Source organism: Streptomyces sp. NPDC037100, assembly GCF_055606225.1.
This window is the reverse complement of sequence record NZ_JBVJSX010000006.1, coordinates 467,338-483,841: the sequence shown is the minus strand read 5'-3', so window position 1 is coordinate 483,841 and position 16,504 is coordinate 467,338. Positions and strand designations below refer to the sequence as shown.

Below are 16,504 nucleotides of genomic sequence, written 5' to 3'. Positions count from 1 at the left end.
GCGGCCCATGCTCCTTTGCTCCATCGCCATTGCCTGACTAAGGTCAGAGAATGAAGACGGAGCAGGTGGAGCAGGTACGAGGCTTCAACCGGACGGTCGCCGAGCGAGTGGGGGTGCTGCACGACCACTACCTGGGCGGTGCCCGTCCCTACGGTCAGGCACGGCTGCTCTGGCAGATCGGTGACGGCGCCACCCACGACGTCCGCAGCGTGCGGGAACGGCTGGGTCTGGACTCCGGGTATGTGAGCCGGCTGCTGCGGGCACTGGAGCGCGACGGTCTCGTCGCCGTCGAGCCCCACCCCGGCGACCGGCGGGTCCGCACCGTACGGCTGACCGAGGCCGGGCAGCGCGAGCGTGCCCTGCTCGACGAGCGAAGCGACGCTCTCGCCGCCTCGCTCCTGGCCCCGCTCAACGCCCGGCAACGGGAGCGGCTGACGGCCGCCATGACGGAGGTCGAGCGGCTGCTGACCGCCTCGATGGTCTTGGTGGACGCACTGGACCCCGACCACCCTGACGCCGAGCACTGCCTGCGGTCCTACGCGGCGGAACTGCGGGGGCTCTTCGACGGCGGCTTCGACCCCGCGAACAGCCTGCTGCCCGACCCCGGTGAATTGCGTGCGCCGCGCGGGCTGTTCCTCGTCGCCCGGTTGCACGGCGAGCCGGTGGGCTGTGCCGGGCTCAAGCTGCCGGCCGGGGCCCCCGCGGAGATCAAGCGGTTGTGGGTCTCCCCCGGGGCCCGGGGACTGGGCCTGGCCCGACGCCTGCTGTCCGCACTGGAGGCGCGGGCCGCCGCGCACGGCAGCGACCGGGTGCGGCTCGACACCAACAAGGCCCTGGAGGCGGCCATCGGTCTCTATCGCGACAGCGGATACACCGAGGTCCCCGCTTTCAACGACGAGCCCTACGCCCACCACTGGTTCGAAAAGCGGCTGTGACGCGGCGGCGGCCGCATCGGACCCAGCCGCAGCGACGGCCGGAATTGACGCAGGTGACGGTGTGCTTCGTCAGTCGCTCGGGCATCGCGTCGATGAAGTCGCCGGCCGGGCACCTGCCCCGGGCGTCGGCGAAGGCGACGCGGCTGCGGTGGTCGGCGCTGCCGGTGTTCCGGCCGTCCCAGCGGCTCTGGAATCGCTCGGTGCGCCAGGTGTGACCACCGTGGCCGCTGGGACGGAGGGCGGCCATCGGTTCCGATTGCGCGTCACCATCGCGTAAGAACTGGCGCCCGGGCCGGGCCCGCCGGTCAGCGGTGCTCGGGGTTGTCCGCACCCGGGCGGCAGCCGGCGTCCCACTGCGAGCGCTGGTTGCCGTGGGCGGGAACCCCTCCGGCGCGCTTCAGCAGGGCCGCGATGTGCATCAGGTTCCAGGTCATGAAACTGGTGTTGCGATTGGTGAAGTCGTTCTCCGGGCCGCCCGAGTCCGGGTCCAGGTACGACGGTCCGGGGCCGGCCGCGCCGATCCAGCCGGCGTCCGCCTGGGGCGGGATCGTGTAGCCGAGGTGCTGGAGGCTGTAGAGGACGTTCATCGCACAGTGCTTGATGCCGTCCTCGTTGCCGGTGATGAGACAACCGCCGACACGGCCGTAGTAGGCGTACTGCCCTTGGGAATTGAGCAGCGAGGAGCAGGCGTAGAGACGCTCGATGACCTGCTTGGTGACGGAGCTGTTGTCGCCCAGCCAGATCGGCCCGGCCAGGACCAGGATGTCCGCGGCCATGACCTTCTCGTACAGCGCCGGCCAGACGTCCGAGGCGAAGCCGTGCTCGGTCATGTCCGGGTAGACGCCGGGTGCGATGTCGTGGTCGACGGCGCGGATCAGCTCCGTGGTCACCCCCGCGCCGTCCATGATCGACCGGCTCTTGTCGATCAGGCCCTGGGTGTGGCTGCGTTGCGGGGACGGTTTGAGGGTGCAGTTGACGTACAGGGCGGTCAGGTCGTCGAAGCGGTGGGCCGCATCGGATGCGGAGGGTGCTGTCATGGGGGCAGGGTCTCGCACGGAGTCCGTTTTGTTGCGGTTCGGCGCACCCGTGCGCGTCTTACGGAGTGATGACGTACGGCCGCGCTCCCGCGGGGCGGCGCCGGTGAGCCCCTAGCGTGCCCGTATGCGCGTACTGGTCACCGGCGGTGCCGGGTTCATCGGGTCTCAGGTGGTCGCCGCCCTGCGGGAGCGGGGGCACGAGGCGATCGTGTTCGACGTGCGGGAGGATCCCGCGGCCGACGTGCGGGACCCCGCAGCGGTGGGCCGTGCCCTGGCGGGTGTGGACGCCGTGTGCCACCAGGCCGCGAAGGTCGGGCTCGGTGACGGGGTCGCCGACGCGGCGGACTACGTCTCGCACAACGACCTGGGGACGGCCGTGCTGCTCGCGGCCATGGCGGAGTCGCGAGTGTGCACCCTCGTGCTCGCCGGGTCGATGGTGGTGTACGGGGAGGGACGGTACCTGTGCGCGCGGCACGGGGTGGTCAGGCCCGGGCCGCGGGCCGTCGCCGCTCTCGACGGGGGCCGGTTCGAGCCCGCGTGCCCGCAGTGCGGGCAGGACCTCTCCCCCGGGCTGGTCCGCGAGGACGCCCCGGCCGATCCGCGGAACGTGTACGCGACGACCAAACTCGCCCAGGAGCAGCTGGCCGCCGCCTGGGCCCGCTGCACCGGCGGGTCGGCGGTGTCGCTGCGCTACCACAACGTGTACGGGCCGGGCATGCCCCGGGACACCCCCTACGCCGGTGTCGCGTCGTTCTTCCGCTCCGCGCTCGCCCGGGGCGAGGCCCCTCGGGTCTTCGAGGACGGGCGGCAGCGCAGGGACTTCGTGCACGTGCGGGACGTGGCGGCGGCGAACGCCGTGGCACTGGAGGCGGAGGCCGCGGCCCCGGGCACGCTCACCGCATACAACACCGGCAGCGGCGACCCGCACACCGTGGGCGAGATGGCCCGGGCCCTGGCCGCCGCGTACGGCGGTCCCGAGCCGGTCGTCACGGGTGAGTACCGGCTCGGGGACGTACGGCACATCACCGCCGACTCGTCCCGGCTGCGGGCGGAACTGGGATGGAAGCCCGAGGTCGGCTTCGAGGAGGGCATGAGGGAGTTCGCGCGGGCAGGGATGCGCGAGGGGTAGACCCGGGCGGCTCCGGGCCGGATTCCGGACGCGGCCGCGGCCGCGGACAGGGACGCGCGAAGAACGGGCCCGATGAGCGCCGCCGCCATTAGGCCACGACCGCCCGCCGGGACACACACGAGACAGACCCCACGACTCCGGCCGCGCTCAGGACGCGGCCGCGGGCAGGGACATGCGAAGAACAGACCCGATGAGCGCCGCCGCCATCAGGACACGACCGCCCGCCGGGACACGCTCGAGACAAACCCCCGCCGCTCCGGCCGCACTCAGGACGCGGCCGCCGGGAGTACCACCTCGAAACGGCACCCGCCGGGGATGTTGCGTACGCCGGTCCGGCCCTGGTGGGCCTCCACGATGCCGCGGACGATGGCGAGGCCCAGGCCCGCACCCGCCGGGGGCGTCCGGGCGTGAGTGCCGCGCCAGCCGGTGTCGAAGACGCGCGGCAGGTCCTCCTCGGGGATACCGCCGCAGGCGTCCGTCACGGACAGGACGACGCCCTCGGGCGAACGCTCGGCGGTGATGGCGACCGTGCCGTCGGCCGGGGTCCGGCGGATCGCGTTGACCAGCAGATTGCCCAGCACCCGGCTCATCTCCTTGCCGTCCACCTCCACCGGCACCGGCTCGATCCGGCCGCCCACCAGCCGCACCCCGTACTCGCGGGCGAGGGGGTCCACGCCGGCGAGGGCGTCGCCGACGAGGTCGTACAGGGAGATCCGGGTGGGCGTCAGCGCCAGGGTCCCGGCGTGGATGCGGGAGAGCTCGAAGAGGTCGCCGACCATGTCGTTGAGGCGTTCGACCTCGGTGCGCATCTGCCGGAGATAGCGGTTCGGGTCGGCGGCGACGCCGTCCTCCAGAGCCTCCGACATGGCGCGCAGACCGGCCAGCGGGGTGCGCAGGTCGTGCGAGATCCAGGCGACGAGTTCACGACGGGACGCCTCCAGGGCGCGTTCCCGCTCCCGGGACTCGGCCAGCCTGACGCTGGTGGCCGCCAACTCTCGGCTCAGTGCGGCGAGTTCGGCGGTGGCGGGTCCATCGGGTGCGGCGAAGTCCCCGCCGTCCCCGAAGGAGCGTGCGGCCACGGCGAGTTCACGGCTGCGGGCGACGACCCACCGGCCCAGCAGCAGGGCGGTGGCCAGCGAGACGACGGCCGCCATGGCGACGACCGTGGTGACGACGGTCAGGTCGTGTGCCGACAGGAACATCGCCCAGGCGACGACGAGCGTGCCGGCGAGCATCGCGACGACACCGACCGCCGCCACCACGGCGAGGGAGACGGTCAGCGAACGGCGGCGGATCAGGCGCAGTACGCCCGCTCCGGCCAGCCCCGTCGCGGCGGCACCGGCGAAGGCGTACAGGGCGATCAGGAGGGTGTCGTTCACGGTCGGTCGTCCCCTTCCCCGGGCTCACCGGGCTCACCAGGTTCACCGGGCTCACCGGGCTCACCAGGTTCTCCGGGTTCACCGGGTTCACCGGGCTCACCGGGTTCGAAGCGGTAGCCCACGCCCCAGACGGTCTGGATCAGGCGGGGCCGGGCCGGGTCGTCCTCGACCTTGCCGCGCAGGCGGCGGACGTGGACCGTGACGGTCGACAGGTCGCCGAAGTCCCACCCCCAGACCTCGCGCATCAGGTCCTCGCGGCCGAACGCCCGCCCGGGGTGCCGCAGAAAGAAGGAGAGCAGGTCGAACTCGCGCAGGGTGAGGGCGAGTTCGGTGCCGTTCTTGGTGGCTCGGCGGGCCGCCGGCTCCACGGCCAGGCCGGCCGCTCCCAGCCGGCTTCCCGTGGCGACGGGGCGGCTGCGGCGCAGCACCGACTCCACGCGCAGAACGAGTTCGCGAGGACTGAAGGGCTTGGTGACGTAGTCGTCGGCGCCGACCTCCAGGCCCAGGATGCGGTCGTCCTCGTCGCCGCGGGCAGTGAGCATGATGACGGGCACGGGCCCGTTGCCGCGGATGCGCCGGCACACCTCCAGGCCGTCCATGCCGGGCAGCATCAGGTCGAGCACGACCAGGTCGGGGCGGTGCGCGGCGGCGCGGGCGAGGGCGGTCGGGCCGTCGTCGGCGCGGTCGACGCGGTAACCGGCGCGGTCCAGGTATCCGGCGACGACCTCGGCGACGGTCGGATCGTCGTCCACCACCAGGATCCTGGGGGACGCGTCCTCGGCCCCGAGGGGCTCGTACGGCTGTTGCTGCATGTCTCCAGCCTGGCACCGCGCCGCCGCAGGCGGGGGCCCGGGAGCCGCCCTGGCCCCCGACGTCCGCGTTTCGTAAGGACCGGTAGTCCGTAATGCCCGATTCGTGTTCGTAGGGTGAAACCGTGACGACGACACCTTCGGACGTCGACGTGGTGCTGCCCTGCCTGAACGAGGCCGAGGCCCTCCCCTGGGTGCTCGAACGGATTCCGCCGGGCTGGCGCGCACTCGTCGTCGACAACGGTTCCACGGACGGCTCGGCCGACATCGCCCGTGCGCGGGGCGCGACCGTGCTGCACGAGCCGCGGCGGGGCTTCGGCGCGGCCTGCCACGCCGGGCTGACGGCCGCCACCGCCGAGGTGGTGTGCTTCTGCGACTGTGACGCCTCCCTCGACCCCGCTCTCCTGGTCCCCTTCGTGCGCGAAGTGCGCGACGGACGGGCCGACCTGGTGCTCGGGCGGCGGCGTCCACAGGGGCGGGGGGCGTGGCCGCCGCATGCCCGGGCCGGGAATCTCGCGCTGGCGCGGATGCTGCGCCGGCGCACCGGGCTGCGCCTGCGCGACCTCGGTCCCCTGCGCGCCGCCCGCCGTGAGCCGCTGCTCGCGCTCGGCCTCACCGACCGGCGCAGTGGTTATCCGCTCCAGATGGTGGTCCGTGCGGCCGACGCGGGATGGCGGATCCAGGAGCACGACGTGCCGTATCTGCCGCGCACGGGCGCCTCGAAGGTGACCGGCACGTGGCGCGGTACGTGGCAGGCCGTACGGGACATGAGCCGCGTGCTGGCCGAAGCCCCAGCACACGAAACCCCAGCAGACGAAGCCCCAGCACACGAACCCCCCGCACACGCAACCCCGACGGACGAAGCCCCGGCACACGAACCCCCCGCACACGAAGGGGGAACCGTCCGTTGACCACGCTCCTCGTCATCGCCAAGGAGCCGCGGCCGGGCCGGGTGAAGACCCGGCTCACGCCGCCGTTCACACCCCAGCAGGCGGCCGCACTGGCCGAAGCGGCCCTCGCGGACACCCTGCACGCCGTGGCCGCCGCGCCCGCCACCCGGCGCGTCCTCGTGCTCGACGGCGCGCCCGGCCCCTGGCTGCCGCCCGGTTTCGACGTCGTGGCGCAGTGCGCGGGCCACCTGGACGAGCGGCTGGCGCAGGCCTTCGCGCGCTGCACCGGCCCGGCCCTGCTCATCGGCATGGACACCCCGCAGGTGACCCCGGAGCTGCTCACCGTGGACTTCACCGGCTGCGACGCCTGGTTCGGCCCGGCCGAGGACGGCGGCTTCTGGGCCCTCGGCCTGGCGAATCCGGACCCCTCTCTGCTGCGGGGCGTGCCGATGTCGACACCGGTGACGGGTGCCGTGCAGCGGGGACGGCTGGTCGCGGCGGGCCTGCGGGTGCGCGACCTGCCGCCCCTGCGCGATGTCGACACCGCTCCCGACGCCCACGCGGTGGCCGCGCTGGCCCCACGAGGGCGCTTCGCGGCGCGGCTCGCCCGGTGCACCGTGGCCGGGACGCCCGCCGCCGGGCCGGCCTCACCGACGGCCGGTCCTCGATGAGCGCCCCACCCGCCACCGCCCTGGCCTGGGCCGACGCAGGCCCCTATGACGCCGCCCTGCGGGCCGGCCGCGGCCCTCTGTTCCTGCGGCGCCCGGACGGCTGGCTGCTGCCGCTGGAGGTGGAACGCTGGTGCGCCCGGGCCGACTCGGTCGACCGGGACGTGCTGGACCGGTGCGAGGGTGCCGTACTCGACGTGGGGTGCGGGCCCGGACGGCTCGTGGCGGAACTGGCCGCCCGGGGCCGGACCGCCCTCGGGATCGACGTCAGCGGGGCCGCGGTGGAGCACAGCGTCCGGCTCGGGGGCCGGGCGCTGCGGCGCTCCGTCTTCGCGCCCCTGCCCGGTGCGGGCCGCTGGGACACCGTGCTGCTCATGGACGGCAACATCGGCATCGGCGGCGACCCGTGTGCCCTGCTGCAGCGGGTCGCGGAGCTCCTGCGCCCCGGTGGCCTGCTGATCGCCGAGACCGCGCCCGCGGACGTCGACGAACGCGTGGACGTCCACATCACCGATGCCCACACAGTCTCCGGCGCCCCGTTCCCCTGGGCGCGGCTCGGCACCCGTGCGCTGCTGAGGTACGCGCGGGACTGGGAGCGGGCCGGTCAGTGGACGGCCGGCGGGCGGCGTTTCGCCGCCCTGCGCAGTCCCGGCAGCCGCACCACCAGCAGCAGCGCCGAGCCACCGAAGAGGACGGCGGTGATCAGCAGCCAGCGCGTGAGGAACACCTCCGGCGGCAGGCCGGTGGCGGACCGGTAGCGCGCCTCCACCATGGAGCTGATCAGCGGGAACCACACGAGGAGCAGCAGCCCGGAGAGGGCGGCCGGTACGCGTACGTACATCGCCCACTCCCGGCGGCGGACCCCGCCGAGCGCCCGTACCACCGCCCGGTCCGCCGCCGCGTACAGCGGCAGCAGCACGAGGTCGTGCAGCAGCGCTGCGCCCACGATCCACAGGGCCACGCCGAACCAGTCGCCGGCCAGCAGCCGCACGCCCGCGTAGGCCGCGAGGGCGAACGAGCCGCACAGCAGGAGGAGGTGCAGGGGGCTGCCGATGACGAAGCGTCCCCGCATCACGGGCCTGCGCATCACACTTCTCCCCTTCATCCGCATCACAGGTCTCCGAACGTCATCCGGGCCACCCACTTGGTGTTGAGCACGCCGGGCGCGGCGGGCACGATGATCCGCGCCGGGTAGCCGTGGTCGGGGGACAGCTCCTCGCCGTTGACGTACAGAGCGAGCAGAGAACGCGGGTCGGCCACCTGGTTGGCGCGCAGGGCGGCCTTCCGGAAGGCGCCGTGCAGCTGGAGGGACTCGACGAACACGTCCGGCGGGTCGTCCCCGTACCCCACGAGGGCCGCGAGGTCGCGCAGCCGCACCCCGCGCCACCACTGGTCCGGCGTGGACCAGCCCTCCACGCAGGCGATGGGCAACGACGAGCTGTACAAGGGGAGTTCGGCGAGCTGGGCCCGGCTGAGGCGGACCGTTCCGGTACGTCCCGTCACGACGAGCCGCCAGGCGTCCTCGGCCGCTTCGGCCGAGTCGATCCCGGCGTACGCGGCGGTCTTGTTGATCTGGAAGCCGTTCGGGCCGCTGCCGGGTTCGCCACCGCCGTGCGGGGCGAGGAGGGCGGTGCGCCGCAGCGGGCCGCCGAAGTTCTGCCCCACGGTCGTGACGAACAGCAGGAGCGAGCCGCCCCCGACGAACCACAGGGCGCCCCGCCGGGAGACGGTCGGCTCGGCGGGGCGCGGGGAGACCAGGTCGTTCTTCTCCTCCCGCAGCTGCCGCAGGTTGCGCAGTGCCGTGGGCGTCTTCAGCAGGGCGTGGGCCACGAAGGCGGCGAAGAACACCCAGGCGCCGTAGAAGTGCAGGGGGTAGAACGAGCCCGGGAAGACGTAGTCGAGCTGGACGTTGAGGACACCGGTCACGAACTCGAACAGCCCGCCCCCGACCAGCAGCAGCAGCGAGATCCGCTCGAGGGCGTGCGCGAGCGAACGGGCCGGCGGCAGGGCGAACAGCCGCGGCACGACGGACCACAGCTTGGCGAGCAGGACGGGGATCAGCGTGAGGCCGAGGGTGACGTGGACGCCCTGGTTCAGCCGGTACAGCCAGTGCGGGTCGGTCGGCCAGGCGAACAGGTAGAAGCCGAGGATCCCCTTGTCCGGGGTCTTGTCGTTGACCGGCGACAGGTCCGGGTTGTAGGCGGCGTACGAGAGGAGTCCCGTCACGAACAGCACGGTGACGCCGGCCAGGAGGACCAGACCCAGCACCGAGGTGAACCAGGGGCCTCGCAGGGGGCTGCGCCAGAAGCCGGGGGACGTGGGGAACCGCGGATCGCGTGGATCGTCTCGCATGAGGCGACGGTAGGCCGCGAACCCCCCGCGAAAGGGTGCGCGACCCATGACGAAACGCTGACGTCGGGCCCGGTCGGGGGTCCGCGACCGGCCGCGCGGCCTAGCGTGCCGGTGTGATCCGCACCCCACCCACCGCCCCGTCCCGAGGTCTGCGCCGCGATGTGTGCGCCGCCGGGGCCGCCGTGCTGCTCGTGACGGCGTCCGTACTGGCCGGCCGCCGCATCGAGGACACCAGCCGGACGCTGTTCGTCGACTGGCCTCCGCTGCTGGCGTCCTGGGGGCCGCATCTGGGCCCCGGCACCCCGGCCGCCGCCCTGGTGGCGGCCGCCACCGTGGCGTACGGGCCCGTCCTGGCGGCCCGTCTCCCCTGGCGTGCCCTGCTCCCGGCCGCCTGGGGCACGGCCATGGTGTGGATCCTGTCCCTCGCCCTGGTCGACGGATGGCATCGGGGCATCGCCCGCAGGCTCACCACCCGCCACGAATATCTGCGGGTCATCGACCGCTTCGACGACATCCCGGCAGCGCTGCGGGGATTCACCGGGCACATCCTGCTCGACTCACCCGACAACTGGCCCGCCCACGTCGCCGGGCACCCGCCCGCCGCCACCCTCACCTTCGTGCTGCTCGACCGGATCGGGCTGCGGGGCGGGGGCTGGGCCGGGATGTGGTGCATCACCGTCGGGGCGACCGCCTGCGTGGCCGTGCTGGTCGCGATCCGCGCCCTGGCCGACGAGGCGCTCGCCCGCCGGGCGGCCCCCTTCCTGGTCCTGGCCCCGGCGGCCGTGTGGATGGGCACCTCGGCCGACGCGTACTTCGCGGCGGTGGCGGCATGGGCCGTGGCACTTTCGGCACTGGCGGTCACCCGGAGATCCCCGGCGTGGGCGGGCGCGTCCGGGCTGCTGCTCGGCCTGACCTGCTACCTGTCGTACGGCCTCACCCTCGTCGCGCTGATCGCGGCGGCGGTCCTGGTGCTCGGCCGCCACGGGGTCCGGGAGCGCCCGGTGCTGGCGGCGGCGCTGCTCGCCGGACTCGCCGTGGTTCCCACGGTGTTCACGCTCGCGGGTTTCGACTGGTGGGAGGCCTACCGCCTGCTGGTCACGCGCTACGGCCAAGGCGCGGGGGGCATCCGTCCCTACGGTTACTGGGTGTGGGCCAACCTGGCCTGCGCAGTGCTCGTCACGGGCCTGGCGACGGCGGCAGGGCTGCGGCGGACGGCGGCCGTACTGATCCGGCATCGCACCGGGCCAGGGGCCGACCTCCGCCTCGCGTTCCTCGCGAGCGCCGCGCTGGCTGCCCTCCTGGTCGCCGACCTGTCCGGCATGAGCAAGGCGGAGACGGAACGCATCTGGCTCCCCTTCGCCCTGTGGCTGCTCCCGGCCTGCGCGTTCCTCACCCGCCCCCGCCTGTGGCTCACCACCCAGGCGCTGCTCGCACTGCTCCTCAACCATCTGCTGCTCACCGGGTGGTGAACCCTGCCGGGAGACGACCTCGTCGCGGGGCTCAGGCGGCCGGGTCGGCGTCGATCACGGCGTCGGCTTCGTCGTCCCGCGCCGGGCGCAGGCAGGCCGTGATCCGCTTGCCGCGGCCGAGGGGACGGACCACGACCTCCGCGCTGACCGTGTGCACCACGTGCATCCCGTGGCCGCCGAAGCGCTGCCCGTCGCGCTGCCTTACCACCGGCGGCTCGGCGGAGGTGTCCCACACGGTGATGGCGAGTCCGTCCTCGGACAGTTGGAGGATCATCCCGCAGGGGCCGGGTGCGTGCCGGATCGCGTTGGTGACCAGTTCACTGACGACCAACTCGGCGTCGATCGCCAGGGGGGCCGGCACGGACGTGCGGCCGGTACACGGTACGTGCGACAGAAACGCGCGCAGCGCCCGGCGCGCCTCGACAGCGCACGCCGCGCCTTCGGCCCAGACCGCGCCGCAGCGCAGCGTGGCCCGCTCGTCCGCGCCCGGCTCATCTTCCGCCTGCTTCATAAGCGGGATGACCATACGGGGCTCTTTCATTGTATTCGTGTTGCCAGGTGACCTTCCGGCCGTTCGTCTACCCAGGCGCTCAGCGCACACACCGCCGGTGGTCCACCGACTGGTGTGCTCTGCGCCGCATGACGGCCGTCATTTCCTCGCCACACACCGGGCCCCGCAGACGGACACGTCGCTAGCATGGGCGGCACTCACCGCTCGCACCCGCAGGGCGCAGGACGGGGAGAGCGAGGTCACAGCCACAGCGAGGGCAAGGTCACAGCCGCTCCCTCTGCTGCTCGTTCGTTAACGTGGCCTAACATCCGAGCATGACGGTCCTGCCTGACGACGGGCTTGAGCTGGCCGGCGAGTTCCCTGACGTGCCCCATGAGCAGTGGCAGCGCCTTGTGGCGGGCGTACTGCGCAAATCGGGCAAGGACGTCGAGGGGGCCGAGGCCGAGGAAGCCCTGTCCACCGCGTTGGAGGACGGGTTGCGTACCCGCCCCCTCTACACCGCCCACGACTCCGCGCCCGAGCCGGGTTTCCCCGGTTTCGCTCCCTTTGTGCGCGGCGGCCGCGCCGAGGGGAACACGGTCGGCGGCTGGGACGTACGGCAACGGCACACGGTGGCCGACCGTGACGCGGTGCTCGGGGACCTGGAGAACGGTGTCACCTCCCTCTGGCTGACGGTCGGAGAGGGCGGCATCGCGGTGCCGGACCTCGGCCGGGTCCTCGACGGCGTGTACCTCGATCTGGCGCCCGTCGTCCTCGACGCGGGGCGCGACGCCGAGCCCGCCGCGCGGGAGTTGCTGCGGGTGTACGAGGAGCGGGGTGTCTCCCGGGACGCGGCGCGCGGCAATCTGGGCGCGGATCCGCTCGGCCACGAGGCCCGTACCGGACAGCGGTGCGAGACCGCGCCGGCGGCGGAGCTCGCGCGGTGGTGCGCCGGGGAGTACCCGGGGCTGCGGGCGCTGACCGTGGACGCGCTGCCGTACCACGAGGCCGGTGGTTCGGCCGCCCAGGAGCTGGGCTGCTCGCTGGCCACCGGGGTGGCGTATCTGCGGGAGCTGACCGGGGCCGGGCTGGACGTCACACAGGCCTGTGCCCAGTTGGAGTTCCGGTACGCGGCGACCGCGGACCAGTTCCTGACGATCGCCAAGCTGCGGGCCGCGCGCCGGCTGTGGGCCCGGGTGGCCGAGGCCTGCGGGGCGCCGCGCGCGGGGGCGCAGCTCCAGCACGTCGTGACGTCGCCGGTGATGATGACGCGCCGCGACCCGTGGGTGAACATGCTGCGCGCCACGATCGCCACGCTGGCCGCCGGCGCGGGCGGGGCCGACGCGGTCACGGTGCTGCCCTTCGACCACGCCCTCGGCCTGCCGGACGCGTTCGCGCGCCGGATCGCCCGCAACACCTCGACCATCCTCATCGAGGAGTCGCACCTGGCCCGGGTGATCGACCCGGCGGGCGGCTCCTGGTACGTGGAGCGGCTCACCGACGAACTCGCCCAGGCGGGCTGGGAGTTCTTCCAGCGGATCGAGCGGCTCGGCGGCATGCCGGCCGCCCTGCGCTCGGGCGACCTGGAGCGGGATCTCGCCGAGACCTGGCAGGCCCGCGCGGGCCTGCTGGCCAAGCGGCGCGAACCCATCACCGGTGTCAGCGAGTTCCCGTTCCTGGCGGAGAAGCCGGTCGTCCGCGCGGACGCTCCCGAGCCGCGCTCCGGCGGGCTGCCGCGCGTCCGCCGTGACGAGGCGTACGAGGCGCTGCGCGCCCGCTCCGACGCCCACCTCGCCGCGACCGGGTCCCGGCCGCGGATCTTCCTCGCCGCGCTGGGCCCGGCCGCCGCCCACACCGCGCGCCTCACGTTCGCCTCGAACCTCTTCCAGGCCGGCGGCATCGAGCCGGTCACGGAGGGCACCTTCGAGACAAGCGGTGCGACGGAGGCCGTGCTGTGCTCCAGCGACGCGCTGTACGCGGAGCAGGCCGAGGCCACCGTCCGGTCCCTGAAGGCCGCCGGTGCACGGCATGTGTTCCTCGCGGGCCGACCCGGGGACCACCCCGGGGTCGACGCGTACGTGTTCGCGGGCTGTGACGCCGTCGCCGTGCTGTCCGCCACCCTTGACCGCATGGGAGTTGTGTCCTGATGGGAATCCCCGACTTCTCCGGGATCGAGCTGGGCACCCCGGCCCCCGACGGCGGCGCCGACGAGTGGCGTACGGCGGTCAAGAACGCCTCCGGCGGGGACGATCTGCTCTGGGAGACCCCGGAGGGCATCGCCGTCAAGCCGCTCTACACCGGCCGTGACCTGGAGGGCCTGGACTTCCTCGACACGCGGCCGGGAGCGGCGCCGTACCTGCGCGGCCCGTACCCGACGATGTACGTCAACCAGCCCTGGACGATCCGCCAGTACGCCGGCTTCTCGACGGCCGAGGAGTCCAACGCCTTCTACCGGCGCAACCTCGCGGCCGGCCAGAAGGGTCTGTCCGTCGCCTTCGACCTGCCCACGCACCGGGGTTACGACAGCGACCACCCGCGGGTGACCGGCGACGTCGGCATGGCGGGCGTGGCCATCGACTCGATCTACGACATGCGGCAGCTGTTCGACGGCATCCCGCTGGACAAGATGACCGTCTCGATGACGATGAACGGCGCCGTGCTGCCGGTGCTGGCGCTGTACATCGTCGCGGCGGAGGAGCAGGGCGTACCGCCCGAGAAGCTGGCCGGAACCATTCAGAACGACATTCTGAAGGAGTTCATGGTCCGCAACACCTACATCTATCCGCCGAAGCCGTCGATGCGGATCATCTCCGACATCTTCGCCTACACCTCGCAGCGGATGCCGCGCTACAACTCCATCTCCATCTCCGGGTATCACATCCAGGAGGCCGGTGCGACGGCCGACCTGGAGCTGGCGTACACCCTCGCGGACGGCGTCGAGTACATCCGCGCGGGACGTGAAGCGGGCCTGGACGTGGACGCGTTCGCGCCGCGGCTGTCGTTCTTCTGGGCGATCGGCATGAACTTCTTCATGGAGGTCGCCAAGCTGCGGGCGGCGCGGCTGCTGTGGGCGAAGCTGGTGAAGCAGTTCGACCCGCAGAACGCCAAGTCGCTTTCCCTGCGCACCCATTCGCAGACGTCGGGCTGGTCGCTGACCGCGCAGGACGTGTTCAACAACGTGACGCGCACCTGTGTCGAGGCCATGGCGGCGACGCAGGGCCATACGCAGTCGCTGCACACCAACGCCCTGGACGAGGCGCTCGCGCTGCCGACCGACTTCTCGGCGCGCATCGCCCGCAACACGCAGCTGCTGCTCCAGCAGGAGTCCGGCACGACCCGCGTGATCGACCCGTGGGGCGGCAGCGCGTACGTGGAGAAGCTGACGTACGACCTGGCCCGGCGGGCCTGGCAGCACATCGAGGAGGTCGAGGCCGCGGGCGGTATGGCCAAGGCCATCGACGCGGGCATCCCGAAGCTGCGCATCGAGGAGGCCGCGGCCCGTACGCAGGCCCGGATCGACTCGGGCCGCCAGCCGGTCATCGGGGTCAACAAGTACCGGGTGGAGACCGACGAGCAGATCGACGTGCTCAAGGTCGACAACTCCTCCGTGCGCGCCCAGCAGATCGAGAAGTTGCGGCGGCTGCGCGCGGAGCGCGACGAGCGGGCCTGCCAGGACGCGCTGGAGGCGCTGACCCGGGCCGCCGGCGGCGAGGGCAACCTGCTGGAGCTGGCGGTGCACGCGGCCCGCGCGAAGGCCACCGTCGGGGAGATCTCGGACGCCCTGGAGAAGGTGTACGGCCGGCACGCGGGGCAGATCCGTACGATCTCCGGCGTGTACCGCAACGAAACCGGAGAGTCCCCGAGCGTGGACCGCACCCGCACCCTGGTGTCCGCCTTCGAGGAGGCCGAGGGCCGCCGCCCGCGCATCCTGGTCGCCAAGATGGGCCAGGACGGCCACGACCGCGGCCAGAAGGTGATCGCCACCGCCTTCGCCGACCTCGGCTTCGACGTGGACGTCGGCCCGCTGTTCCAGACGCCCGCCGAGGTCGCCCGGCAGGCCGTCGAGGCGGACGTGCACATCGTCGGCGTCTCGTCGCTGGCGGCCGGTCACCTCACCCTCGTCCCTGCGCTGCGCGAGGCGCTGGCCGAGGAGGGGCGCGAGGACATCATGATCGTGGTCGGCGGGGTGATCCCGCCGCAGGACGTGCCCACGCTGCTTCAGATGGGAGCGGCGGCCGTCTTCCCGCCCGGGACGGTGATCCCGGACGCGGCGTACGACCTGGTGAAGCGGCTGTCGGACGACCTCGGGCACGACCTGTGATCGATGTCGACGCGTATGTGAAGGGCGTGCTCGACGGGAAGCGGGCGATCATCGCCCGGGCCATCACCCTCGTCGAGTCGACCCGGCCGCAACACCGCGCGCAGGCCCAGGATTTGCTCACCGCGCTGCTGCCGCACAGCGGCCGGGCCCGGCGGATCGGGGTCAGCGGGGTGCCCGGCGTGGGCAAGTCGACGTTCATCGACGCGTTCGGCACGCTGCTGACCTCGCTCGGGCACCGGGTCGCGGTCCTGGCCGTCGATCCGTCCTCCAGCCGTACCGGCGGCTCCATCCTGGGTGACAAGACCCGGATGGAGCGCCTGGCCGTGGACCCGGCGGCGTTCGTGCGCCCCTCCCCCACGGCGGGCACGCTGGGCGGGGTCGCCAAGGCCACCCGCGAGTCGATCGTGGTGATGGAGGCGGCCGGCTTCGACGTGGTCCTGGTGGAGACGGTCGGCGTCGGCCAGTCCGAGACCGCCGTCGCGAACATGGTCGACACGTTCCTGCTGCTCACCCTCGCCCGCACGGGCGACCAGCTCCAGGGCATCAAGAAGGGCGTGCTGGAGCTGGCCGACGTGATCGCCGTCAACAAGGCGGACGGGCCGCACGAGCGCGATGCCCGTGCCGCCGCGCGCGAACTTGCGGGCGCCCTGCGGCTGATGCACGGCAAGGACGCGTTCTGGACCCCGCCGGTGCTGCACTGCAGTGCCCGCGAGTCGACCGGCCTGGACACGGTGTGGGCGCGCATCGAACAGCACCGCACCCTGCTGGACTCCACCGGCCGCCTCACCGCCAAGCGCCGCGACCAGCAGGTCGACTGGACCTGGACCATGGTCCGCGACGAACTCCTCGGCCGCCTCCAGGCCGACCCGGCGGTACGGGCTCTGGCGCCGGTGCTGGAGCAGCGGGTCCGGGAGGGTGAGCTCACCCCGACGCTGGCCGCCGAGCGGATCCTCGGCGCGCTGGGCGGCGGCTCCGAGGCAGCGGGTTCCTGATCCGGAAGCGACCGGAACGGCGAATTCGCATAC

14 protein-coding genes are annotated in these 16,504 nt (G+C 73.0%); 9 read left to right on the top strand and 5 right to left on the bottom strand.

Annotation, left to right across the window (positions count from 1 at the left end):
* Positions 1–50 precede the first annotated feature (50 nt).
* Positions 51–935 (top strand): bifunctional helix-turn-helix transcriptional regulator/GNAT family N-acetyltransferase, encoded by an 885-nt coding sequence (locus ACZ7EG_RS22435; protein ID WP_471081526.1) that lies wholly within the window; start codon positions 51–53, stop codon positions 933–935.
* Positions 936–1,240: 305 nt separating this feature from the next.
* Here ACZ7EG_RS22435 and ACZ7EG_RS22430 read toward each other — a convergent pair whose 3' ends face one another.
* Positions 1,241–1,972: a flavodoxin family protein gene (locus ACZ7EG_RS22430; protein ID WP_471081524.1), complete on the bottom strand. Its 732-nt coding sequence runs from the start codon at positions 1,970–1,972 to the stop codon at positions 1,241–1,243.
* 124 nt (positions 1,973–2,096) lie between these two features.
* Here ACZ7EG_RS22430 and ACZ7EG_RS22425 point away from each other — a divergent pair, with 124 nt between their 5' ends.
* Positions 2,097–3,101 (top strand): NAD-dependent epimerase/dehydratase family protein, encoded by a 1,005-nt coding sequence (locus ACZ7EG_RS22425; protein ID WP_471081521.1) that lies wholly within the window; start codon positions 2,097–2,099, stop codon positions 3,099–3,101.
* 266 nt (positions 3,102–3,367) lie between these two features.
* On the opposite strand, the gene ACZ7EG_RS22420 is transcribed toward ACZ7EG_RS22425, so the two are convergent.
* The gene (locus ACZ7EG_RS22420) at positions 3,368–4,480 is read right to left on the bottom strand and encodes a sensor histidine kinase (protein WP_471081518.1); all 1,113 of its coding nucleotides are present in this window, start codon (positions 4,478–4,480) and stop codon (positions 3,368–3,370) included.
* Positions 4,477–5,292: a response regulator transcription factor gene (locus tag ACZ7EG_RS22415; RefSeq protein WP_471081515.1), complete on the bottom strand. Its 816-nt coding sequence runs from the start codon at positions 5,290–5,292 to the stop codon at positions 4,477–4,479. The genes ACZ7EG_RS22420 and ACZ7EG_RS22415 overlap by 4 nt, the downstream gene beginning before the upstream one ends.
* A gap of 122 nt (positions 5,293–5,414) precedes the next feature.
* On the opposite strand from ACZ7EG_RS22415, the gene ACZ7EG_RS22410 reads away from it, so the two are divergent.
* From ACZ7EG_RS22410 to ACZ7EG_RS22400, 3 genes are read left to right on the top strand one after another with little or no spacing between them, the layout of a single operon-like run.
* Positions 5,415–6,200, top strand: a complete 786-nt coding sequence (locus tag ACZ7EG_RS22410) for a glycosyltransferase family 2 protein (RefSeq protein ID WP_471081512.1) — start codon at positions 5,415–5,417, stop codon at positions 6,198–6,200.
* Positions 6,197–6,850 carry a TIGR04282 family arsenosugar biosynthesis glycosyltransferase gene (locus ACZ7EG_RS22405; RefSeq protein WP_471081509.1) on the top strand — a complete coding sequence of 218 codons (654 nt, stop codon included), beginning with the start codon at positions 6,197–6,199 and terminating at the stop codon, positions 6,848–6,850. The genes ACZ7EG_RS22410 and ACZ7EG_RS22405 overlap by 4 nt, the downstream gene beginning before the upstream one ends.
* Complete coding sequence (locus tag ACZ7EG_RS22400; RefSeq protein ID WP_471081506.1) at positions 6,847–7,605, top strand: class I SAM-dependent methyltransferase; 759 nt, start codon at positions 6,847–6,849, stop codon at positions 7,603–7,605. Before ACZ7EG_RS22405 ends, ACZ7EG_RS22400 begins: the two co-directional genes overlap by 4 nt.
* Positions 7,606–7,957: 352 nt before the next feature.
* Here the strand turns inward: ACZ7EG_RS22400 and ACZ7EG_RS22395 are convergent, their stop codons facing one another.
* Entirely contained in the window at positions 7,958–9,199 is a 1,242-nt protein-coding gene (locus tag ACZ7EG_RS22395; RefSeq protein ID WP_471081504.1) for a molybdopterin-dependent oxidoreductase, read from the bottom strand.
* 113 nt (positions 9,200–9,312) lie between these two features.
* On the opposite strand from ACZ7EG_RS22395, the gene ACZ7EG_RS22390 reads away from it, so the two are divergent.
* Positions 9,313–10,668 carry a hypothetical protein gene (locus tag ACZ7EG_RS22390; protein ID WP_471081501.1) on the top strand — a complete coding sequence of 452 codons (1,356 nt, stop codon included), beginning with the start codon at positions 9,313–9,315 and terminating at the stop codon, positions 10,666–10,668.
* Positions 10,669–10,699: 31 nt separating this feature from the next.
* Here ACZ7EG_RS22390 and ACZ7EG_RS22385 read toward each other — a convergent pair whose 3' ends face one another.
* Complete coding sequence (locus tag ACZ7EG_RS22385) at positions 10,700–11,194, bottom strand: ATP-binding protein (RefSeq protein ID WP_471081498.1); 495 nt, start codon at positions 11,192–11,194, stop codon at positions 10,700–10,702.
* A gap of 299 nt (positions 11,195–11,493) precedes the next feature.
* Between ACZ7EG_RS22385 and ACZ7EG_RS22380 the strand changes: the two genes are divergently transcribed.
* The 3 genes from ACZ7EG_RS22380 to meaB are packed head-to-tail and all read left to right on the top strand — an operon-like array spanning position 11,494 to position 16,471.
* Positions 11,494–13,305 carry a methylmalonyl-CoA mutase family protein gene (locus ACZ7EG_RS22380; RefSeq protein ID WP_471081495.1) on the top strand — a complete coding sequence of 604 codons (1,812 nt, stop codon included), beginning with the start codon at positions 11,494–11,496 and terminating at the stop codon, positions 13,303–13,305.
* Positions 13,305–15,479 (top strand): methylmalonyl-CoA mutase, encoded by a 2,175-nt coding sequence (scpA, locus tag ACZ7EG_RS22375; protein ID WP_471081492.1) that lies wholly within the window; start codon positions 13,305–13,307, stop codon positions 15,477–15,479. The genes ACZ7EG_RS22380 and scpA overlap by 1 nt, the downstream gene beginning before the upstream one ends.
* Positions 15,476–16,471, top strand: a complete 996-nt coding sequence (gene meaB, locus ACZ7EG_RS22370; RefSeq protein ID WP_471081489.1) for a methylmalonyl Co-A mutase-associated GTPase MeaB — start codon at positions 15,476–15,478, stop codon at positions 16,469–16,471. Before scpA ends, meaB begins: the two co-directional genes overlap by 4 nt.
* Positions 16,472–16,504 lie beyond the last annotated feature (33 nt).